The 18,098-nt window shown below is 32.3% G+C and carries 18 protein-coding genes and 1 other RNA gene; 10 read left to right on the top strand and 9 right to left on the bottom strand.

All coding sequences use genetic code 11. The annotated features are described in order from the left end of the window. Position 1 precedes the first annotated feature (1 nt). From AB3G34_RS01935 to AB3G34_RS01925, 3 genes are all read right to left on the bottom strand, one after another. Positions 2 to 724: a hypothetical protein gene (locus AB3G34_RS01935; protein WP_369753300.1), complete on the bottom strand. Its 723-nt coding sequence runs from the start codon at positions 722 to 724 to the stop codon at positions 2 to 4. A gap of 117 nt (positions 725 to 841) precedes the next feature. Beyond that, positions 842 to 3,310 carry a carboxypeptidase-like regulatory domain-containing protein gene (locus AB3G34_RS01930; protein ID WP_369753299.1) on the bottom strand — a complete coding sequence of 823 codons (2,469 nt, stop codon included), beginning with the start codon at positions 3,308 to 3,310 and terminating at the stop codon, positions 842 to 844. Between the two features lie 15 nt (positions 3,311 to 3,325). Next, entirely contained in the window at positions 3,326 to 5,020 is a 1,695-nt protein-coding gene (locus AB3G34_RS01925; protein WP_369753298.1) for a M23 family metallopeptidase, read from the bottom strand. Between the two features lie 177 nt (positions 5,021 to 5,197). On the opposite strand from AB3G34_RS01925, the gene AB3G34_RS01920 reads away from it, so the two are divergent. The 4 genes from AB3G34_RS01920 (at position 5,198) to rny (ending at position 7,560) form a co-directional block, all read left to right on the top strand. Beyond that, positions 5,198 to 5,488: a hypothetical protein gene (locus AB3G34_RS01920; protein ID WP_367773913.1), complete on the top strand. Its 291-nt coding sequence runs from the start codon at positions 5,198 to 5,200 to the stop codon at positions 5,486 to 5,488. An 8-nt stretch (positions 5,489 to 5,496) separates the two neighbouring features. After that, a complete protein-coding gene (locus tag AB3G34_RS01915) occupies positions 5,497 to 5,790 on the top strand; it encodes a cell division protein ZapA (RefSeq protein WP_367757631.1) in 294 nt (97 codons plus the stop codon). Between the two features lie 51 nt (positions 5,791 to 5,841). Beyond that, a non-coding RNA gene (ssrS, locus tag AB3G34_RS01910) (6S RNA) lies at positions 5,842 to 5,948 on the top strand. Between the two features lie 49 nt (positions 5,949 to 5,997). Next, positions 5,998 to 7,560, top strand: a complete 1,563-nt coding sequence (rny, locus tag AB3G34_RS01905; protein WP_367757629.1) for a ribonuclease Y — start codon at positions 5,998 to 6,000, stop codon at positions 7,558 to 7,560. Between the two features lie 107 nt (positions 7,561 to 7,667). Here the strand turns inward: rny and xerA are convergent, their stop codons facing one another. Continuing rightward, the gene (gene xerA / locus AB3G34_RS01900; protein ID WP_367773908.1) at positions 7,668 to 8,564 is read right to left on the bottom strand and encodes a site-specific tyrosine recombinase/integron integrase; all 897 of its coding nucleotides are present in this window, start codon (positions 8,562 to 8,564) and stop codon (positions 7,668 to 7,670) included. Positions 8,565 to 8,637: 73 nt separating this feature from the next. Continuing rightward, positions 8,638 to 9,192: a porin family protein gene (locus AB3G34_RS01895; protein WP_369753297.1), complete on the bottom strand. Its 555-nt coding sequence runs from the start codon at positions 9,190 to 9,192 to the stop codon at positions 8,638 to 8,640. A gap of 304 nt (positions 9,193 to 9,496) precedes the next feature. On the opposite strand from AB3G34_RS01895, the gene AB3G34_RS01890 reads away from it, so the two are divergent. Both AB3G34_RS01890 and aroQ read left to right on the top strand, forming a co-directional pair. Beyond that, entirely contained in the window at positions 9,497 to 10,039 is a 543-nt protein-coding gene (locus AB3G34_RS01890) for a porin family protein (RefSeq protein WP_367757623.1), read from the top strand. Positions 10,040 to 10,116: 77 nt separating this feature from the next. Continuing rightward, positions 10,117 to 10,530: a type II 3-dehydroquinate dehydratase gene (aroQ, locus tag AB3G34_RS01885; protein ID WP_367757621.1), complete on the top strand. Its 414-nt coding sequence runs from the start codon at positions 10,117 to 10,119 to the stop codon at positions 10,528 to 10,530. 5 nt (positions 10,531 to 10,535) lie between these two features. Here aroQ and AB3G34_RS01880 read toward each other — a convergent pair whose 3' ends face one another. The 4 genes from AB3G34_RS01880 to AB3G34_RS01865 all read right to left on the bottom strand — a co-directional run bounded on the left by AB3G34_RS01880 (position 10,536) and on the right by AB3G34_RS01865 (position 14,001). Continuing rightward, positions 10,536 to 11,411 (bottom strand): cation diffusion facilitator family transporter, encoded by an 876-nt coding sequence (locus tag AB3G34_RS01880; RefSeq protein WP_369753296.1) that lies wholly within the window; start codon positions 11,409 to 11,411, stop codon positions 10,536 to 10,538. Positions 11,412 to 11,504: 93 nt separating this feature from the next. Then, positions 11,505 to 12,818 (bottom strand): UDP-N-acetylglucosamine 1-carboxyvinyltransferase, encoded by a 1,314-nt coding sequence (murA, locus tag AB3G34_RS01875; protein ID WP_367757617.1) that lies wholly within the window; start codon positions 12,816 to 12,818, stop codon positions 11,505 to 11,507. Positions 12,819 to 12,909: 91 nt separating this feature from the next. Continuing rightward, the gene (locus AB3G34_RS01870; RefSeq protein ID WP_367757615.1) at positions 12,910 to 13,635 is read right to left on the bottom strand and encodes a DUF4290 domain-containing protein; all 726 of its coding nucleotides are present in this window, start codon (positions 13,633 to 13,635) and stop codon (positions 12,910 to 12,912) included. An 81-nt stretch (positions 13,636 to 13,716) separates the two neighbouring features. Further along, on the bottom strand, positions 13,717 to 14,001 hold the full coding sequence (locus tag AB3G34_RS01865; protein ID WP_367757613.1) for a DUF493 family protein: 285 nt from the start codon (positions 13,999 to 14,001) through the stop codon (positions 13,717 to 13,719). 149 nt (positions 14,002 to 14,150) lie between these two features. On the opposite strand from AB3G34_RS01865, the gene AB3G34_RS01860 reads away from it, so the two are divergent. From AB3G34_RS01860 to AB3G34_RS01845, 4 genes are all read left to right on the top strand, one after another. Further along, positions 14,151 to 14,690: an AAA family ATPase gene (locus AB3G34_RS01860; RefSeq protein WP_367757611.1), complete on the top strand. Its 540-nt coding sequence runs from the start codon at positions 14,151 to 14,153 to the stop codon at positions 14,688 to 14,690. Between the two features lie 59 nt (positions 14,691 to 14,749). Further along, positions 14,750 to 16,645, top strand: coding sequence for a RecQ family ATP-dependent DNA helicase (locus tag AB3G34_RS01855; RefSeq protein ID WP_369753295.1), 1,896 nt, complete (start codon positions 14,750 to 14,752; stop codon positions 16,643 to 16,645). After that, complete coding sequence (gene fmt / locus AB3G34_RS01850) at positions 16,645 to 17,592, top strand: methionyl-tRNA formyltransferase (RefSeq protein WP_369753294.1); 948 nt, start codon at positions 16,645 to 16,647, stop codon at positions 17,590 to 17,592. The genes AB3G34_RS01855 and fmt overlap by 1 nt, the downstream gene beginning before the upstream one ends. A gap of 179 nt (positions 17,593 to 17,771) precedes the next feature. Then, positions 17,772 to 18,044 (top strand): HU family DNA-binding protein, encoded by a 273-nt coding sequence (locus AB3G34_RS01845; RefSeq protein ID WP_073017033.1) that lies wholly within the window; start codon positions 17,772 to 17,774, stop codon positions 18,042 to 18,044. The last annotated feature ends 54 nt before the right edge of the window (positions 18,045 to 18,098 follow it).

Here is an 18,098-nt window from a genome sequence, read left to right as displayed (position 1 = left end):
ATTATATTGGCTGATAACTTGACACTTTCCATTCGTTGTTTGACAAATCTACATAATTGTAATGTACTACATCATTTTTATCGAATTGTCCATTCTTATTAGTATCCTCTACTGTTCTAAAGTACAAACGGTTTTTTGATTCGATTAAACTCCAGTCTATTAATTCCTGAAAATCAGGAGATATTTTAGTAAAACGAGCGCCGCTAATCTCACTAAGGTATAAGGATTTGATATCGCTAGTATCTAATTTTCCATCTCTATTGGTATCTATGTCATACATGGTATACACCATAATTTGCTTTTTAGCTCTATCAGAAACTGCTTTTAGGTAAGTAGCAGTTAAAATCAAAGCAGGCTTATCAGTTAAAGCATGAATCGAATCAGAATCTGTTTTTTGAAATTTTAAGTTTTGCAAATAACCCGTAATTTCATTCTCTCCATAATTAGAAATGGTAAAACTTAAATCGATCACACTCGAAGAGCCATAACGTGCTTTCGTTCCTCTTTCATACACTCGCAAGTCTCCCACAGGATGAATTAAATAATCCGTTCCTTCCATTTGAATAGGTAAATCAGAAAGCGCGACTTGAGTAGAATCTACTTTAGTCATTTCTTTCCCTTTATTAGCAGAATCATAAATTACCTTCGGCTTCTCTACCTCATCTTTACAACTTGTTAAAAGTAAAACCGAAATGCCTATTAATGCTATATGTAATCTTTTCATAATCATGTACTATTAAAATAAAACCAAATGTAATCAATTTTAAAAATGCTTTTTATAATTAAATCCAATTTATGTCATAAATTGATCGAATAACTATAAGGCATCAACCGTTCGTTATTATAATTTAGCACTTAACTTTACATTAAACACCCTAGTGGTCATATAATTTGGAATCGCATATTCATTTTTCGAATACACATCTCGAACCCAAGTATTCGTTATCGCATTTTGATTATTAAACAAATTAAATATTTCTAATCCTATTGCGAGTTCCTTGAAATTCCCAAACCAATTTTTATACTGATTTCCAGCATTGTTATCAATAAAAACTTTAGAAAAACCTATGTCTACTCTGCGATAATCATTCAATCTATTTTGATACAAATAAGGATCAGCATACGAAGGAGAACCTCCTGGTAATCCCGTATTGTAAACTAAATTCAAATACAATTTCACACTAGGAATATTGGGCATATAATCCTGAAATAGCATTCCAAATTTTAGCCTTTGATCAGTTGGTCTCGCAATATACCCTTTATTTTCACTATTCTCTTCGGTTTTTAAATAACCAAAACTCAACCACGATTCAGTACCAGGAACAAATTCTCCATTCAATCGAAGATCTAGTCCTTGCGCATATCCTTTAGCCACATTAGAAGCAGCATAACGTATTCTTACATTGTCTATTGTATAGGTATTTACATCTGTCAGTGATTTATAATACATTTCGGAAACTAATTTAAAAGGACGTTCCCACATTTTAAAACTAAAATCATTTCCTACTACAAAATGAATCGATTGTTGCGCCTTAACTTTAGGATGCACTATTCCGTCAGCATCCCTAAGTTCTCTATAAAAAGGAGGTTGCTGATATACACCTCCAGAAACCCTAAAAACCATATCTTTTTTCCAGTACGGTTTAATGGCAATTTGCGCTCTTGGGCTAACAGTAAACTGGTTATTTCCTTTTTCCAATGCACCTTGAACGTCCCAACTATGCATACGAACACCTGCATTTAACCAAACTTCACTCTTCCCAAAATTCTCTTTTCGACTCCATTGCCCATAGCCCGAAAAACGATTTATTGTATTAAAATTAGTTGCTCTTACATTTTGATAAGGAACTAGTGGTCCAGTATATGAAGAATAGGGCTGGTCATTCTTAGGCAGGTCAATAATTGGCGGATTAATCGAAAAACCAGCAGAGTCAATGACTTCCCATTCTACCACTCGGTCCCTAATTGATTCACGAGTGTATTTTGCTCCCCATTCCAATTGATTTTTTTTCCAATCGTAAAATCCTTTCACTTCTGCATTAACAATCAAAGCGTCCAAATCATTTCTAGCATGATTGAGTTGGGAACCGATTCCTTCCGTATAAGAGACATCTCCATACGAATCTGAACCAATAGTCGAGTCTACAGCTCCTAATCGATATTGCGCAAAAATGTCAAAATATTCTTGTTCCAAAGTGTGAAAAATAGACCCAATAAATTTCAGGGTTAATTTATCTGTAGCTTTAAATGTTGATTTAAAAGCACCAAAATAAGTATCATATCGATCTTTTTCTTGCCCTTCATAATAGACAGTCAGTGCCATAGGCTTGTCTATTGTTCCAAATTTAGTTTGGCGCGTTAATGGCTGGTATCTGTATTTATTTTGAGACAAGTTCCCTAGAAAACTCCACTGCCATTTGGCCGAAGCCTGATAATTAATATTCGTTTGAATATCAGCAAATGTTGGAGTATAATTGGTTTGTGTATCTTGGCTTTTAACCAAAAGACTATTGTTTCGATAACGAACCCCTGTAATTGCCGACCACTTTTTATTCTTAGAAACTGCGTCAACAGATAAGCTTCCTCCAAGAAAACTAGCTTCAAGCGTAGCACCAAACGTTGTAGGTTTACGATAGGTAATATCTAAAACGGATGATAATTTATCTCCAAATTTTGCTTGAAAACCACCAGCTGAAAATTCTACATTTTGAACTAAATCCGTATTAGTAAAACTCAATCCTTCTTGTTGACCTGAACGAATAAGAAATGGACGATAAATTTCAATTTCATTGACATAAACTAAATTCTCATCATAATTTCCACCACGAACGGCATACTGAGTACTCAATTCATTATTCGAATTTACGCCTGGCAGTGTTTTTAATATTGATTCAATTCCAGCATTAGCTCCTGGTATGTTCTTAATTATTTCCGGTTCAATTACAGTTATTCCTTGAACCTGCTTCTTATTGTTATTAGTCACAATAATCTCCCCCATTTGTTCTTGCTGGTCACTCATAACCAAGTTGAACACTTGTTCTTCATTTTCTTTTAAAATTAGTAAAAGTGTTGCTTTTTTTAATGAAACATGGCTAAATACTAATGTTACTTTTTGATTGGCAGGAATAGTAATTAGATAAAAACCTTGAGCATTAGACTGAGTACTGCGGCCTGAATAGAACACATTTACATTATCTACGGGCTTATTATTCTTATCGAGAATAACCCCTTTTACTCGCGAAGTTTGAGCAAAAGAAGACAATCCTGTCCAAAATAAAATCCAAACAAAAAATATTTTTTTGATATTCAAGCTGTCGATATATTATTATTTTTGACTTCTAAAAAAATGAGTCTCAAAGGTAGTTGAATTTCCTACATTATCTACCACCACCACTTTTAAATCATTAGCACCTTCAGCTACGACACCATCACTAAAATTATGAGTGATTTTTTTTGTTTTGTTGTCGTATTCAAATAAAATCCAATTTCCGTTTAAGTATCCATTATACGATTTTATACCTGAACCATAATCATTTATCGAAAGCTGAATCGTATTTTGAGCACTTATCCATTTCCCTTCAATAGGATTCGCAATAGAAATTGTTGGTGGTACGGTATCCATTTTCAAAGCGTATTTGCCTAATGATCTCACTTTGGCAGTGAATACATTATCTTTTCTTTGAGTTGCATTATAACCTACTCTCCCATTATCAATATGGGCAATAAAAACTTTTCCTTTTTGCTCCTCAGAAAAAGAACTGTCTTCAATAGTAATAGTAAAACTAGAAAAAACAGGAACAGAGTCGTCGTGAAGATACAGAGTATCCCCCTTTACATCAAAGTTCATATTAAAATCCTCAAAAAAAGTTCCAGCTGGAAAGAAAACCGACATATTATTTTTTGAAAAAATATTGTCTTTATTCACTTTTACAAAATAATTAGAAACGACTGGTTCCCTATCTACTATAGTTGCCGATACATCATAACTAATAGGTATGTTGACTACATTTTTATTTCCAAAAAAATCAGAAACTTCAATGCGATAAATAGAGGCCAAGTTTGGCGCAACATTTATGACCCCATTATTCTCATCTGTCTTTATAATACTTAATTTATAAGGATTGACCATAAATAATTTCTGAACCCTTTGCGATGTTTTTTTGTACCTCGAATAATCAATCAAAGCATTTACATAACGCATTTCATCAAAAGAATAGGTGTCAAATTGATAACCAAACGTAGGCTTCCCATTAAGATAGGTTTGCACTTTATAAATTCCATTTTTATTAAATGAAACATTATCATAATCATCCGCGGTGACACCAAAACCAATTTTACCATTTGCAACCACTTTATTTGCTAAATAGGTACCGTCTTTTTGTAGAGATAAATTAAGAAGCAAAGATCGCTTCGATTGATTCACAACCGTTCTATTATCCACTGGATAAACGTAAACAGCTGATAATAGTGGTTTTTTAGTATCCTTTAAGTATTTATCAAAACCAAACAGTAAAGGGTTTATAATTTTTTCGGTTTTGCTGTCGCGAAATTCAAAATGCAAATGGGGCCCTTCCGAAGAACCTGTATTACCAGAAAGAGCAATTGTTTGCCCTTTTTTCACCGTTAGTTCATTTGGCTTTAAGAATAATTCAATCTCAAAAGCTTGTTCCTTGTAATGTCCTTTTTTTATATAACTTTCAATTTCATCTGTTGCTTTTTGCAAGTGACAATATACCGAAGTAAAACCATTCGGATGAGTAATATAAATTGCTTTTCCATTCCCAAAAGTGGAAATTTTTATTCTAGAAACATACCCATCTGCAACAGCATGAACCTCTAAACCTTCTCGTTGCAAGGTTTTAAAATCAAAACCAGCATGAAAATGATTGGGTCTCAGCTCCCCAAAATTACCAGATAACTGTACTGGAATATCAATAGGCAGACTAAAATAATCTTTTGGATACTCATTTTGTCCAAAAACAGAACCCGAAAATAATAGAACAAAAATAAAAAATCTCATGGCTTACATTTTTGCTAAGGTAAAAAAACTAATTGCTTTCGCTTTATAAAAAAACACAAATCGTAACCAATTACATTACAACAATTTGATTATTTTCTAATAAAAAAACAAATAAAATATTGTAATAATAAAAAGTAATACTAAATTTGTAATATTAAGTAATGAATAGGATATATAATGAGTGTAATTGCAGAAATAATTGATACTCTTGAAAATAAAGTTGTAAAACTAGTTCTAAAAATACAAAATTTAGAAAAAAAAACTCAAGAATTACAGGTCGATTTAACAAAATCTGCACAAATCATACAAACTCAGTCAACTGAGATTGAAGCGTTAAAAGCGCAATATGAGACACTTAAAATTGCCAACTCATTACTGGGCAGTGACGATAATAAAAGAGATACAAAGCTTAAAATAAATTCATTAATTCGTGAAATTGATTACTGTATAGCACAACTATCAGATTAGTAAAAAATATGGACGAAAAGCTTAAAATTAAAATATCAATTGCAGACAGAGTATACCCCTTAACTGTGGAACTATCTCAGGAGGAAGGACTTAGGAGTGCTTCTAAAAAAATTGATGTAATGATGAAGCAGTTTGAAGAAAATTATGCCGTTCGAGACAAGCAAGATGTATTAGCCATGTGCGCTTTACAATTTGCTTCTCAAGTAGAACAAAAACAAATTGACAACGCTATTAATGGCGAAGAAACCATTGAAAGAATTAAAAAAATCAATGCGCTTTTAGATCAATATCTCGATAATTAAACGTTCTTTACAGAAACTAAGATACTGCCTACATTAGTTCACATTTGGTAAACTCAACACTAACAATTTAGAATGAGCAAATCATCGTTACTATAGCAAGCCAATTCAGTTTGGAAGCTTGAACAACGAGTTAGCTCAAAACTTGTCTTTTCGAGTTTATTCAATCAGCCTAATGTAGGCTTTTTTATATATAAATTTTAAACAAACATGGACATATTAACGATCGTTATTTCAGGAATAATAGGTATTGCGGGAGGTTTTGGGATAGCCAAAATCATAGAAAAGAGCAATATTTCAAATTTAATTAAAAATGCTAAAAAAGAAGCATCATCAATTTTAAAAGACGCTAATCTAGAAGCTGAAAACATAAAAAAAGATAAAATTCTGCAAGCCAAAGAGAAATTTATCGAATTAAAATCAGAACACGAACAAGTCATTTTATCTCGTGATAAAAAAGTAGCCGAAGTAGAAAAAAGAATTCGTGACAAAGAATCTCAAATTTCTAATGAGTTATCAAAAGCAAAAAAAGTAAATGATGATTTCGAATCAAAATCAGCTGAATTTTCATCTAAAATTGAAGTTTTAGATAAAAAGCAAGCCGAAGTTGAGAAAATGCACAAAAGCCAACTGCAACAACTGGAAGTAATTTCTGGTTTATCTGCAGAGGAAGCGAAAAGTCAATTAGTTGAAGGTCTAAAAGCAGAAGCAAAAAGCCAAGCAATGGGACACATTCAAGATACTATTGAAGAGGCAAAATTAACTGCACAACAAGAAGCCAAAAAAATAATCATCAACACCATTCAAAGAGTTGGTACTGAAGAAGCAGTTGAAAACTGTGTTTCTGTATTTAACATTGAGTCAGATGACGTTAAAGGTAGAATCATTGGTCGTGAAGGTAGAAATATTAGAGCACTTGAGGCTGCAACTGGAGTTGAAATCATTGTAGATGACACACCAGAAGCGATCATCCTTTCTTGTTTTGACCCAGTACGTAGAGAAATTGCCCGTTTGGCTTTGCATAAATTAGTAACAGACGGTCGTATCCACCCAGCACGAATTGAAGAAGTTGTTGCTAAAACTGCTAAACAAATTGATGATGAAATTATTGAAGTTGGTAAACGTACAGTTATTGACCTAGGAATTCACGGTTTACACCCTGAATTAATTAAGGTAGTAGGACGTATGAAATACCGTTCTTCTTACGGACAAAACTTACTACAACACTCCCGTGAAGTTTCTAAGCTTTGTGGAATCATGGCAGCTGAATTAGGACTTAACGTAAAGTTAGCTAAGAGAGCAGGTTTATTGCATGATATTGGAAAAGTACCAGATGCAGAAAGTGACTTACCTCACGCCTTATTAGGAATGCAATGGGCTGAGAAATATGGTGAAAAAGAAGAAGTTTGTAATGCAATTGGTGCGCACCACGATGAAATAGAAATGAAATCTCTTTTATCTCCAATTATTCAAGTTTGTGATGCTATATCTGGAGCAAGACCTGGAGCAAGAAGACAAGTTTTAGACTCTTACATTCAACGTTTAAAAGATCTAGAAGAAGTAGCTTACGGATTTACTGGAGTAAAAAATGCTTATGCCATTCAAGCGGGTAGAGAATTACGTGTGATAGTAGAGAGTGAAAAAGTTTCTGATGACAATGCAGCTACTTTATCTTTTGAAATTTCACAAAAAATACAAACAGAGATGACTTATCCTGGTCAAGTAAAAGTTACTGTAATTAGAGAAACAAGAGCGGTAAATATCGCTAAATAATATATAAAATACGCTTTATTACAATTGCGGTATGATTCACTTATATGGATCATACCGCATTTTTTTTTTAGATTGTCTATACACAGCAAATAGTGAAATTCAGACTCCTATTTTCTGGGATGGAAATTATTAATGACTTCCGACAAAAATTTACGATCTAAATGCAAATATATTTCCGTTGTAGTAATCGATTCATGACCTAACATCAATTGAATAGAACGCAAATCAGCACCATTTTCTAATAGATGAGTTGCAAAAGAATGCCGAAAGGTATGTGGACTTATCTTTTTATTTAATTCTACCTTTAAAGCCAAATCTTTAATAATTGTAAAAATCATCGCCCGTGTGAGCTGACTTCCTCGCCTATTCAAAAATAAAGTGTCTCCAAAACCTTTTTTTATATTGATATGAATTCGAATTGTGTTTTTATAAAGTTCAATGTATTTTTTTGATAAATCACCAATTGGAACAAAACGCTGTTTATTGCCTTTACCCGTTATTTTGATAAATCCTTCTTCGAAAAATAAATCAGAAATTTTCAACGCAACCAATTCAGACACCCGAAGACCACAACCATAAAGCAATTCTAGCATCGCTCTATTACGCTCTCCTTCATTTGAAACTAAATCTATAGCTCCAATTAGAGAGTCAATTTCGACTACAGACAACGTATCAGGTAATTTCCTTCCTGTTTTAGGTGTTTCTATAAGTTCCAAAGGATTGTCAAGACGATAATCTTCAAATATTAAATAACCAAAAAAACTTTTAAGACCCGAAATTATTCGCGCTTGTGAACGTGCATTGACTTCGCTAGAAATAGTATAAATAAAGTGCTGAATTGTTTCTTCGCTAATTTTTATAGGAGAAACTTCAATTCCGTTTGTTTCAAGATACAAACACAGTCTTTCAATATCGAAAGAATAATTCTGTATCGTATTACTTGACAGTCCTCGTTCAATTTTCAAATACGATTGAAAGTTTTTTATATAATTATTCCAACTCATAAATACAAAGTAAGCCTTTTATTTAATACAAAAACCTTCCAAAATTGGAAGGTTTTCAATAATATTTAAAATTTTAAAATTTATACCCTACAGCTATTTGAATCACTGAGTTTTTCGACTCTTTTTCCCCTGGGCCTATACTTTCTTGCAACCTTAATAAGCCTAAATCATAACGAACACCAAATATGAAATTTTTAGTAATATCATAATTAGCACCAAAATCCACACTAATATCCGTTGTTTTAAAGAATTCTTTAACATCCACTCCCTCCGATTTTGCAGAAATTAAAAAACCGACTTGTGGCCCCAATTCAATGCTAAAAGAATCGGCAACATAGTATTTTGCCAAAATTGGAATGTTTATATAATCCAGTTTTAACTCCATACCTTCCGATTTTACTCCTTGACCAGAATATAAAACTTCTGGCTGAATAGCAAACTTATCGCCAATCATAAATTCACCAAAAACACCTCCTTCAAATCCAACTAACGCTTTTGAATTATCAACGTGGGTAACTGTTGCAATATTCAGACCTGCCTTAATACCAAAAGACATTTCTTTTTTATCCTGTGCATTATTGCTAGTTATTATAAATAACACTGCAATTGTAAAAATAATTTTCTTCATGATTTTAATATTTAAAATTAGAATATCAAAGTTAAATAACTAATAACCAAAAAGTTAACAACAGTAATTAAACTCGTTGACAATCAAAAAGTTACGACTAAAAACGACAAAATAAGACTTTTAATACTTTTATACTTACATTATTTTCATACTAGATCGAAAGCCCATATAGAAAAAACAGCCACACATTTAAAAAATAAGCTTATAATTTTGACATAAAAACAAATAATATTACAATAACTATTACATAAAAGAGTTCTAAATTGCTCGATATAAACAGACATTAATATTAAAACAATAACTTATGAAAAAATCAATTTTGATTGGGCTATTTTTCTTCGCCTTATCTAATAACGTAGAGGCACAATTAGTAAAATTCGGAATTAAAGCAGGGGTTAATTATGCAAATTTCGAAGGGTCAGACATACAAACTGACGCGATAACTAGTTACCACGCTGGTCTTGTAGCAGAAATTAAACTTGTGGATAGTTTCTCAATACAACCCGAATTACTTTATTCTACTCAAGGAGCAACATATAAAAATGCTGGAACTGAGTTCAAAAATGAATTAGGTTACTTATCCATTCCCGTTTTGGCTAAAATTCATTTAAATAAATTTGTCAGTCTTGATCTTGGACCACAAGCTTCTTTTTTATTAAGTGAAAGGAATAATTTTGATGTAAGTAATGCTGAAACATTTGAATTTGCAGCAGTAGGTGGTTTAGGAGTTAATCTAACAAAAAGCATCTTCTTACAAGGACGTTATGTTTTAGGTCTTACAGAAGTCTCAAAAGAAGCTCAAACAAAAAACTCAGTAGTTCAAGTATCAGTTGGTTTTCTTTTCTAGAAAGTGAATCAAAACTAATTTTATCAAAACCGTTTCATAATTGGAACGGTTTATTTATTTTTACAAAAACATAAATTATGAAAATTAGTATTGTCAACGGTCCGAATCTTAATTTATTAGGAAAACGTGAACCAGAAGTGTATGGAAGTCTAACTTTTGAAGAATACTTTACTAGTCTACAAATTAAATTTCCAACAATAGAGTTCAGTTATTTCCAAAGCAATATAGAAGGAGAACTGATTGATAAAATCCAAGAATTTGGCTTTACTTACGACGGAATAATACTTAATGCAGGTGCTTATACTCACACCTCTATAGGAATTGGAGATGCTATTAAAGCAATAACAACACCCGTGGTAGAGGTACATATTTCAAATACTTTTTCACGCGAGAGTTTTAGACACCAATCTTATATTTCAGGAAATGCAAAAGGAGTTATATTAGGTTTTGGCTTAAAAAGTTACGAACTAGCTATCCAATCTTTTCTATAATTAGTCTAAACCTGATAATGGGGCTCTACATGAATTAAAACATGCCCCAATTCAGGAATTTCTGTTCGTAAAGTATCTTTTAATTTATGAGCCAAATCATGTCCTTCTCTAACTGAGATAGTTCCATCAACTATAGCATGAAGATCGACGTGGTATTTCATTCCTGCCTTACGAATAAAACACTTTTCTGTATCAATAATACCTTCTACCTGTGAAGAAACTTTTCTTATTTCTTCAATTAAGTCATCATTCAAATGCTCGTCCATTATTTCACCAAGGGCAGGTCTAAATATAAGATAGCTATTATATAAAATAAAACCTGAGGCAAAAAGTGCGGCCCAATCATCTGCAGATTCATATCCTTTTCCTAAAATTAAAGCAATAGATATACCTATAAAAGCAGCTATAGAGGTTATTGCATCGGACCGATGATGCCAAGCATCTGCTTTCAATGAAGAGCTATTTGTTTCAATACTTCTTTTCATTACCAACCGAAAAGAATATTCTTTCCAAATAATTATTGCACCTAGTACAAATAACGTCCATGATTTAGGCAAATCATGTGCTATTTGAATATTTATGATACTTTCATAGGCAATAATAGTGGCCGAGGTTATCAAAAAACCAACTACTAAAAAAGTAACAAGAGGCTCAGCACGGCCATGACCATAAGGATGATTTTTATCTGCTGGTTTATTTGAATATTTAATTCCAAACAACACTAAAAAAGATGCAAATATATCCGTTGTAGACTCTATTGCATCAGCAATCAAGGCATAGGAATTACCAAAAAACCCTGCCAATCCTTTAATAATAGCTAAACATGTATTACCAACTATACTGAAATAAGTAGCTTTTATAGCTTTCTCTTCGTGTGACATTTTAATTTTTTAATTAAAAAATCGTTTAAATAAAATCTCTTTAATGAATGCAAAAAGATTTATTTAAACGATTTAAAATAGGACTTGTTATAATTATTCTACACGAACTATATTAGCTCCAATAGCTCTTAAACGCTCGTCGATTCTTTCATATCCACGATCGATTTGCTCAATATTTTGAATAGTACTAGTTCCTTTACCAGAAAGAGCTGCAATTAATAAAGAAATTCCAGCACGAATATCTGGTGAAGACATTGTTGTAGCTTTCAATTGAGATTTAAAATCATGCCCCATAACAACTGCTCTGTGCGGATCACATAACATGATTTTTGCTCCCATGTCAATTAGTTTATCCACGAAGAACAAACGGCTTTCAAACATTTTTTGATGAATTAACACATCTCCTTTGGCTTGAGTAGCCACTACTAAAACGATACTCAATAAATCAGGAGTAAATCCCGGCCAAGGCGCATCTGCAATGGTAAGAATAGAACCATCAATATCTGTTTTAATTTCGTATCCATCTTCATGAGCAGGAATATAAATATCATCCCCTTTACGCTCCAATGTAATTCCTAGTTTTCTAAAAGTATTTGGAATAACACCTAGATTGTCCCAACTCACATTTTTAATTGTAATTTCACTTCTAGTCATAGCAGCTAGTCCAATCCAGCTTCCTATCTCAATCATATCAGGCAAAATTCTATGCTCACAACCACCAAGTGCTTCCACACCTTCAATAGACAATAAATTAGATCCAACTCCAGTTATTTTTGCTCCCATGGAGTTTAACATCTTACAAAGTTGTTGCAAATAAGGTTCACAAGCAGCATTATATACCGTTGTTTTTCCTTTGGCTAAAACTGCTGCCATTACAATATTTGCAGTTCCAGTTACTGAAGCTTCATCAAGTAACATATCTGTACCAATTAAACCATTTTTAGCTTCAACACCATAAAAATGATCTTCACGATTGTAACGAAATTTTGCTCCTAAATTAATAAAACCTTCAAAATGAGTATCTAATCTTCTACGTCCTATTTTATCTCCACCTGGTTTAGGGATATATCCTTTTCCAAAACGAGCCAAAAGTGGACCTACAATCATGATAGAACCACGTAATGAACCGCCCTCTTTCTTAAATGCTTCGGTTTCCAGATAACCAATATTCACATCATCTGCTTGAAAAGTATAAGAACCTGCCCCGTTTTTTTGAATTTTAACTCCTAGATTACCTAATAGCGTAATAAGTTTATTAATATCAATAATATCTGGAATGTTGTTTATAGTTACTTCTTCAGGCGTCAAAAGTACAGCACACAAAATTTGTAATGCTTCATTTTTTGCTCCTTGTGGAGTAATTTCTCCTTTTAAACGTATGCCTCCTTCTATTTTGAAAATTCCCATATGATATTATTATTAGTTTTATAAATAATTTAAGATACTACTGCCATCTAGCTGATGAATATTATCAAACCAAATTTAGCTACTTGATATCTTATTTCTGATTGTTATTATTATTTTTTATGTACGGTTTTGATTTACCTGTTTTCGCATTTTTATTGCTTTGAATTTTTGGTTGACCAGCAGGAGTAATTTTATTAGATATTCGCTTATTAGTCCTTAATAAATCAGTCGTATTTAAAAGTTCCTCCGTACTTTGAAGCATATTCAATTTACCGTCGGATAACTCATACAAATGTTCAAAAATAACATCGTCTTTCACGGTATCTTTGTTCCAACTTAAATATGATTTTTTCATGTGATTGGCAATGACTTTTACCAATGCATTTTTCATATCCCCATCTTCCCATTTATTGGCAACATCAATCATATATTTAATATTGTTACCGTAATACCTGTATTTTGGAAAATTTTGAGGGTATTTTAAAACATCCGGTTTTAATTGCAAAACTTCACGCGAAGGTATTGGGTAAGGAGATTCAACATCTAATCTAAAATCAGACATAATAAAAAGTTGATCCCATAATTTGTGCTGAAAATCCAATACATCACGCAAATGAGGATTTAAACTACCCATTACTTGAATAATATACTTTGCTGCTTTATTGCGCTCTTCCACATCAACAATTGCTGTAGCTTGATCAATTAGTTTCTGTAAATGACGTCCATATTCAGGAATAATCAAATGCGATCTTTCGGCATTATATTCTAAATGATGCACAACATCATTAGCATTTTCTTTTTGATACTTTGAATTCATATGTGAATTATTTTGAGGCTTTTCAATACAACAATAGATGTGCAAACAAAACTGTTTACAATACACATTGTTATTTGATATTTATAATGAAACGATACCTTTAATAGTAGAGACTTCTAGGTATTTATCAATAATTTCTTGAGAATCTTTAACCTGAACATCAACTGATATACTGGTAAATTTACCTGTTTTTGATTTTGTCGTTTTAATAACCGCTCCCATGCAATCAAAAGCAAATTCTACACGTTCAACATTGTCATTTTCAGTTGGAACAATAAATTTAAATAAGTACAAAGCGGGCCAAGTATTACTCATGTCCAACTCTACTTTTAATCTATCATAAAATTCTTCGGTCTTCTTATCCATTTTTTAATTAAAATTAAAGCAAATATACGGTTTCAAATGTAATTTATGAATTATGGATTATTAATTTTTCTTAAAAACTATAATTTTAATGATAATGATTTTTTCAAATTCCAATAAGTTTAAGTAAGTTTGCGCCTTATTTCTAAAAAGTGCAAAAAGAAATCATAGTAATTATAGGTGGTCCAGGAACTGGGAAAAGTACGCTAATTGAAGGATTGAAAGCAAAAGGCTTTTGTTGCTATCCGGAAATTTCAAGGGAGGTTACTTTGGAGGCCAAAAAGCAAGGAATTGAACAATTATTTCTTGAAAAACCACTATTATTTAGTGAACTCCTTCTTGAAGGAAGAAAAAAGCAGTTCACAAACGCACAAAACGAACCACATGACATTGTTTTCATTGACCGTGGTATTCCTGATGTATTGGCTTATATGCACTATATTGGAGACAGTTACCCCGCATCTTTTGATGCAATCTGTAGAGAACATGTCTATTCAAAAATTTTCATTCTTCCGCCTTGGGAGGAGATTTACATAAGTGACGAAGCACGTTATGAAAACTACGAACAAGCAAAATTAATTCAGGATCATCTTATTGAAACATACCAAGGGTATGGTTACAATCTTATTGAAGTACCAAAGGAAACGGTAGATAAAAGAATTCTTTTTATATTAGACAAAATTTCTAATTAATTCGTAATTTAATTTCTGAATTATGGATTGTTAACATAATATTCAAAATTCAAAAATTGATGTCTGAAGCATTACAAATTCTTCAAAAATATTGGAAGCATGATCGCTTTAGACCACTACAACAAGAAATAATAGATTCTGTTTTAAGTGGACAAGACACCTTTGCATTAATGCCCACTGGAGGAGGTAAATCAATTTGTTTTCAAATTCCCGCAATGGTCAATAAAGGAATTTGCCTTGTTATTTCTCCATTAATTGCATTAATGAAAGATCAAGTTGCCAACTTGCAAAAAAGAGATATTAAAGCAATAGCTCTCACTGGCGGCATAAAATCTAATGAAATGATTGACTTATTGGACAATTGCCAATTTGGAAATTATAAATTCCTCTACTTGTCACCTGAACGTTTACAGTCTGATTGGATCTTAGACAGAATAAAAAATCTTCCCATAAATTTAATAGCTATTGACGAAGCACATTGTGTTTCACAATGGGGACATGACTTTCGACCTGCATATTTAAAAATATCCGGATTAAAAGACCATTTCCCAAATGTTCCTTTTCTAGCCCTAACCGCTACGGCCACTCCCAAAGCAAAAGAGGAAATCATAACTGAATTAGGACTGCATAATCCTAAATTATTTCAAAAATCTTTTGCTCGAAAAAATATCGCATATATGGTTTTTGAAACCGATGATAAGCTCTTTCGGATTGAACAAATATTAAAAAAAAATCCACAGTCCTCTATCATTTATGTTCGAAATAGAAAATCTTGTTTAGAAATTTCAACACAATTGCGTTATCTAGGATTTAAAGCCACATTCTACCATGGTGGACTTTCATCCAAAGAAAAAGATAAAAACATGCTGCTGTGGATGCAGGATGAAGTTCAGGTCATTGTAGCAACAAATGCCTTCGGGATGGGTATTGACAAATCCAATGTAAAAACAGTAATTCACATTCAACTACCCGAAAATTTAGAAAATTATTATCAGGAAGCTGGTCGCTCAGGAAGAAATGGCGATAAAGCGTTTGCCGTACTACTCACAAATCCATCTGATATAGCTCAAACCGAAAACCAATTTATAAACATATTACCCGACAAAGCTTTTTTAAATTCCATTTACATCAAACTTTGCAACTACTTTCAAATCGCTTATGGAGAAGGAATAAACGAGCAGTTCTCTTTTAATTTAAATGCTTTTTGTCTAAAATATAAGTTCCCTGTCCTAAAAACATATAATGCAATGCAGTTTTTAGACAGACAAGGTGTTATCACTTTATCACAAGAATTCTCAGAAAAAATCACATTACAGTTCATTATTCCTTCAAAAGAAGTAATTCGCTATACCAGTTTAAATCCACATGACGAAGAAATTCTTTTAGCAATATTAAGAACCTATCCTGGTATTTATGAGATGCAAACGGCATTTAACTTGCCATTAATTGCAAAAAAATCGAATCATCCTGAAACACAAATTTATGCTGTTTTACAAAAATTAAAAGAAAAAGGAATTATTGATTACCATTCCAGAAACAATGATTCCACTTTAATTTTTAATGAAATTCGGGAAGACGAAAGAACTATAAATAGAGTTGCTAAATATTTAGAAAATCAAAATACCTTAAAAAAAGAGCAATTTAAATCGGTTTTAAAATACATAAAAGAAGACAAAGTTTGCAAGAGCAAATTGATTTTAAATTATTTTGGAGAAAAAACCACAGAGGATTGCGGTATCTGTTCCTACTGTATTACCAAAAAAAATAAAAAAACGAATACAATACCTCTTTCTAAAGAGATTCTTTTGATAATAACTAATGAGGAATTAAATTCTAGAGAAATCCAAAATAGGATCAATAATAAATCAGACGATGTTATCTTTGCAATTCAGCAACTATTGGAAAACGAAAAAATAATATTAAAACCTAATAACAAATATATCTTAAAACTATAATGGAAAAATTACGAATTGTATTTATGGGAACTCCGGAATTTGCCGTTGGAATACTTGACACCATAATCAAAAATAGCTATACTGTTGTAGGAGTAATAACCGCAGCGGACAAACCTGCAGGTCGCGGACAAAAAATAAAATATTCAGCTGTAAAAGAATATGCTTTAGAACATAACCTTCCTTTATTACAACCTACAAATCTAAAAGATGAAGGATTTTTACAAGAGTTAAAAAATCTAAATGCAAATTTACAAATCGTCGTTGCCTTTAGAATGCTACCCAAAGTTGTTTGGGAAATGCCTAAACTAGGCACTTTTAACTTACACGCTTCACTCCTGCCAAATTATCGTGGTGCGGCTCCAATTAATTGGGCTATTATAAACGGAGAGGTGAAAACGGGTGTTACTACTTTTTTCATCGATGACAAAATAGACACTGGAGCAATGATTATGAGTTCTGAGACAGCTATTGATCCAGAGGAGAATGCTGGACAACTGCACGATCGATTAATGCATTTAGGAAGTGATACGGTCATTAAAACTTTAGATTTAATTGAAACCGGGAATGTAACCACTACTATTCAAGAAGAATCATCTGATATAAAAACTGCTTACAAACTAAACAAAGAAAACTGCAAAATTGATTGGACAAAATCAGCATCAGAAATCAATAATTTAATAAGAGGTTTAAGTCCTTATCCAGCTGCGTGGAGTTTCTTTTCGGATAAAAACGAAGAATGGAATATTAAAATCTATGAAGCTAAAATAATTGATGAAGACCACTCTTATGAAATTGGAAGCCTAATATGTACCAAGAAAGAAATGAAAATTGCAGTTCAAAAAGGGTTTATTCAAGTTTTGAATCTACAGTTTCCAGGTAAAAAGAGAATGAAAACATCTGAATTACTAAATGGAATTACATTTTCAGAACAAGCAAAAGCCTATTAAGGCTACTAAAATCGGGGCTTTACTACAAATCATTACTAAAAAGCACTGTTTTATGAACAAAAAAAATAAGTTATTAACAAATCGTGCTAAAATCAACGAAAACGCTTGCGAGGTACGTATTTCCTGCTAAATTTGTGTATTAACAATTTTTTTAACCAACAATTAATAAAACTATTATTATGAACAAATCAGAATTAATCGATGCTATCGCTGCAGATGCAGGAATTACAAAAGCAGCTGCAAAATTAGCTTTAGAGTCATTTTTAGGAAACGTAGGTGGTACTTTGAAAAAAGGTGGTAGAGTATCTCTAGTAGGTTTTGGATCATGGTCAGTTTCAGCAAGAGCTGCAAGAGACGGTAGAAATCCTCAAACAGGAAAAACTATTCAAATCGCTGCTAAGAATGTTGTAAAATTCAAAGCAGGTGCTGAATTAGAAGGTGCAGTAAACTAATTTAAAGTTTTCACCCTAATATAATCAAAAACCCTCCTGATGGAGGGTTTTTTT

The sequence above is a fragment of the Flavobacterium sp. WC2409 genome (assembly GCF_041200085.1).
Lineage (GTDB): Bacteria > Bacteroidota > Bacteroidia > Flavobacteriales > Flavobacteriaceae > Flavobacterium.
Note: the sequence above shows the minus strand (reverse complement) of the source record. Positions and strands in the feature narration are given on the sequence as shown.

Excerpts from the sequence above, each read along its gene's own strand:
- AB3G34_RS01935 (WP_369753300.1), bottom strand. The coding sequence starts at position 724 with ATGAAAAGATTACATATAGCATTAATAGGCATTTCGGTTTTACTTTTA.
- AB3G34_RS01925 (WP_369753298.1), bottom strand. The coding sequence starts at position 5,020 with ATGAGATTTTTTATTTTTGTTCTATTATTTTCGGGTTCTGTTTTTGGA.
- AB3G34_RS01920 (WP_367773913.1), top strand. The coding sequence starts at position 5,198 with ATGAGTGTAATTGCAGAAATAATTGATACTCTTGAAAATAAAGTTGTA.
- AB3G34_RS01915 (WP_367757631.1), top strand. The coding sequence starts at position 5,497 with ATGGACGAAAAGCTTAAAATTAAAATATCAATTGCAGACAGAGTATAC.
- rny (WP_367757629.1), top strand. The coding sequence starts at position 5,998 with ATGGACATATTAACGATCGTTATTTCAGGAATAATAGGTATTGCGGGA.
- xerA (WP_367773908.1), bottom strand. The coding sequence starts at position 8,564 with ATGAGTTGGAATAATTATATAAAAAACTTTCAATCGTATTTGAAAATT.
- AB3G34_RS01895 (WP_369753297.1), bottom strand. The coding sequence starts at position 9,192 with ATGAAGAAAATTATTTTTACAATTGCAGTGTTATTTATAATAACTAGC.
- AB3G34_RS01890 (WP_367757623.1), top strand. The coding sequence starts at position 9,497 with ATGAAAAAATCAATTTTGATTGGGCTATTTTTCTTCGCCTTATCTAAT.
- aroQ (WP_367757621.1), top strand. The coding sequence starts at position 10,117 with ATGAAAATTAGTATTGTCAACGGTCCGAATCTTAATTTATTAGGAAAA.
- AB3G34_RS01880 (WP_369753296.1), bottom strand. The coding sequence starts at position 11,411 with ATGTCACACGAAGAGAAAGCTATAAAAGCTACTTATTTCAGTATAGTT.
- murA (WP_367757617.1), bottom strand. The coding sequence starts at position 12,818 with ATGGGAATTTTCAAAATAGAAGGAGGCATACGTTTAAAAGGAGAAATT.
- AB3G34_RS01870 (WP_367757615.1), bottom strand. The coding sequence starts at position 13,635 with ATGAATTCAAAGTATCAAAAAGAAAATGCTAATGATGTTGTGCATCAT.
- AB3G34_RS01865 (WP_367757613.1), bottom strand. The coding sequence starts at position 14,001 with ATGGATAAGAAGACCGAAGAATTTTATGATAGATTAAAAGTAGAGTTG.
- AB3G34_RS01855 (WP_369753295.1), top strand. The coding sequence starts at position 14,750 with ATGTCTGAAGCATTACAAATTCTTCAAAAATATTGGAAGCATGATCGC.
- fmt (WP_369753294.1), top strand. The coding sequence starts at position 16,645 with ATGGAAAAATTACGAATTGTATTTATGGGAACTCCGGAATTTGCCGTT.
- AB3G34_RS01845 (WP_073017033.1), top strand. The coding sequence starts at position 17,772 with ATGAACAAATCAGAATTAATCGATGCTATCGCTGCAGATGCAGGAATT.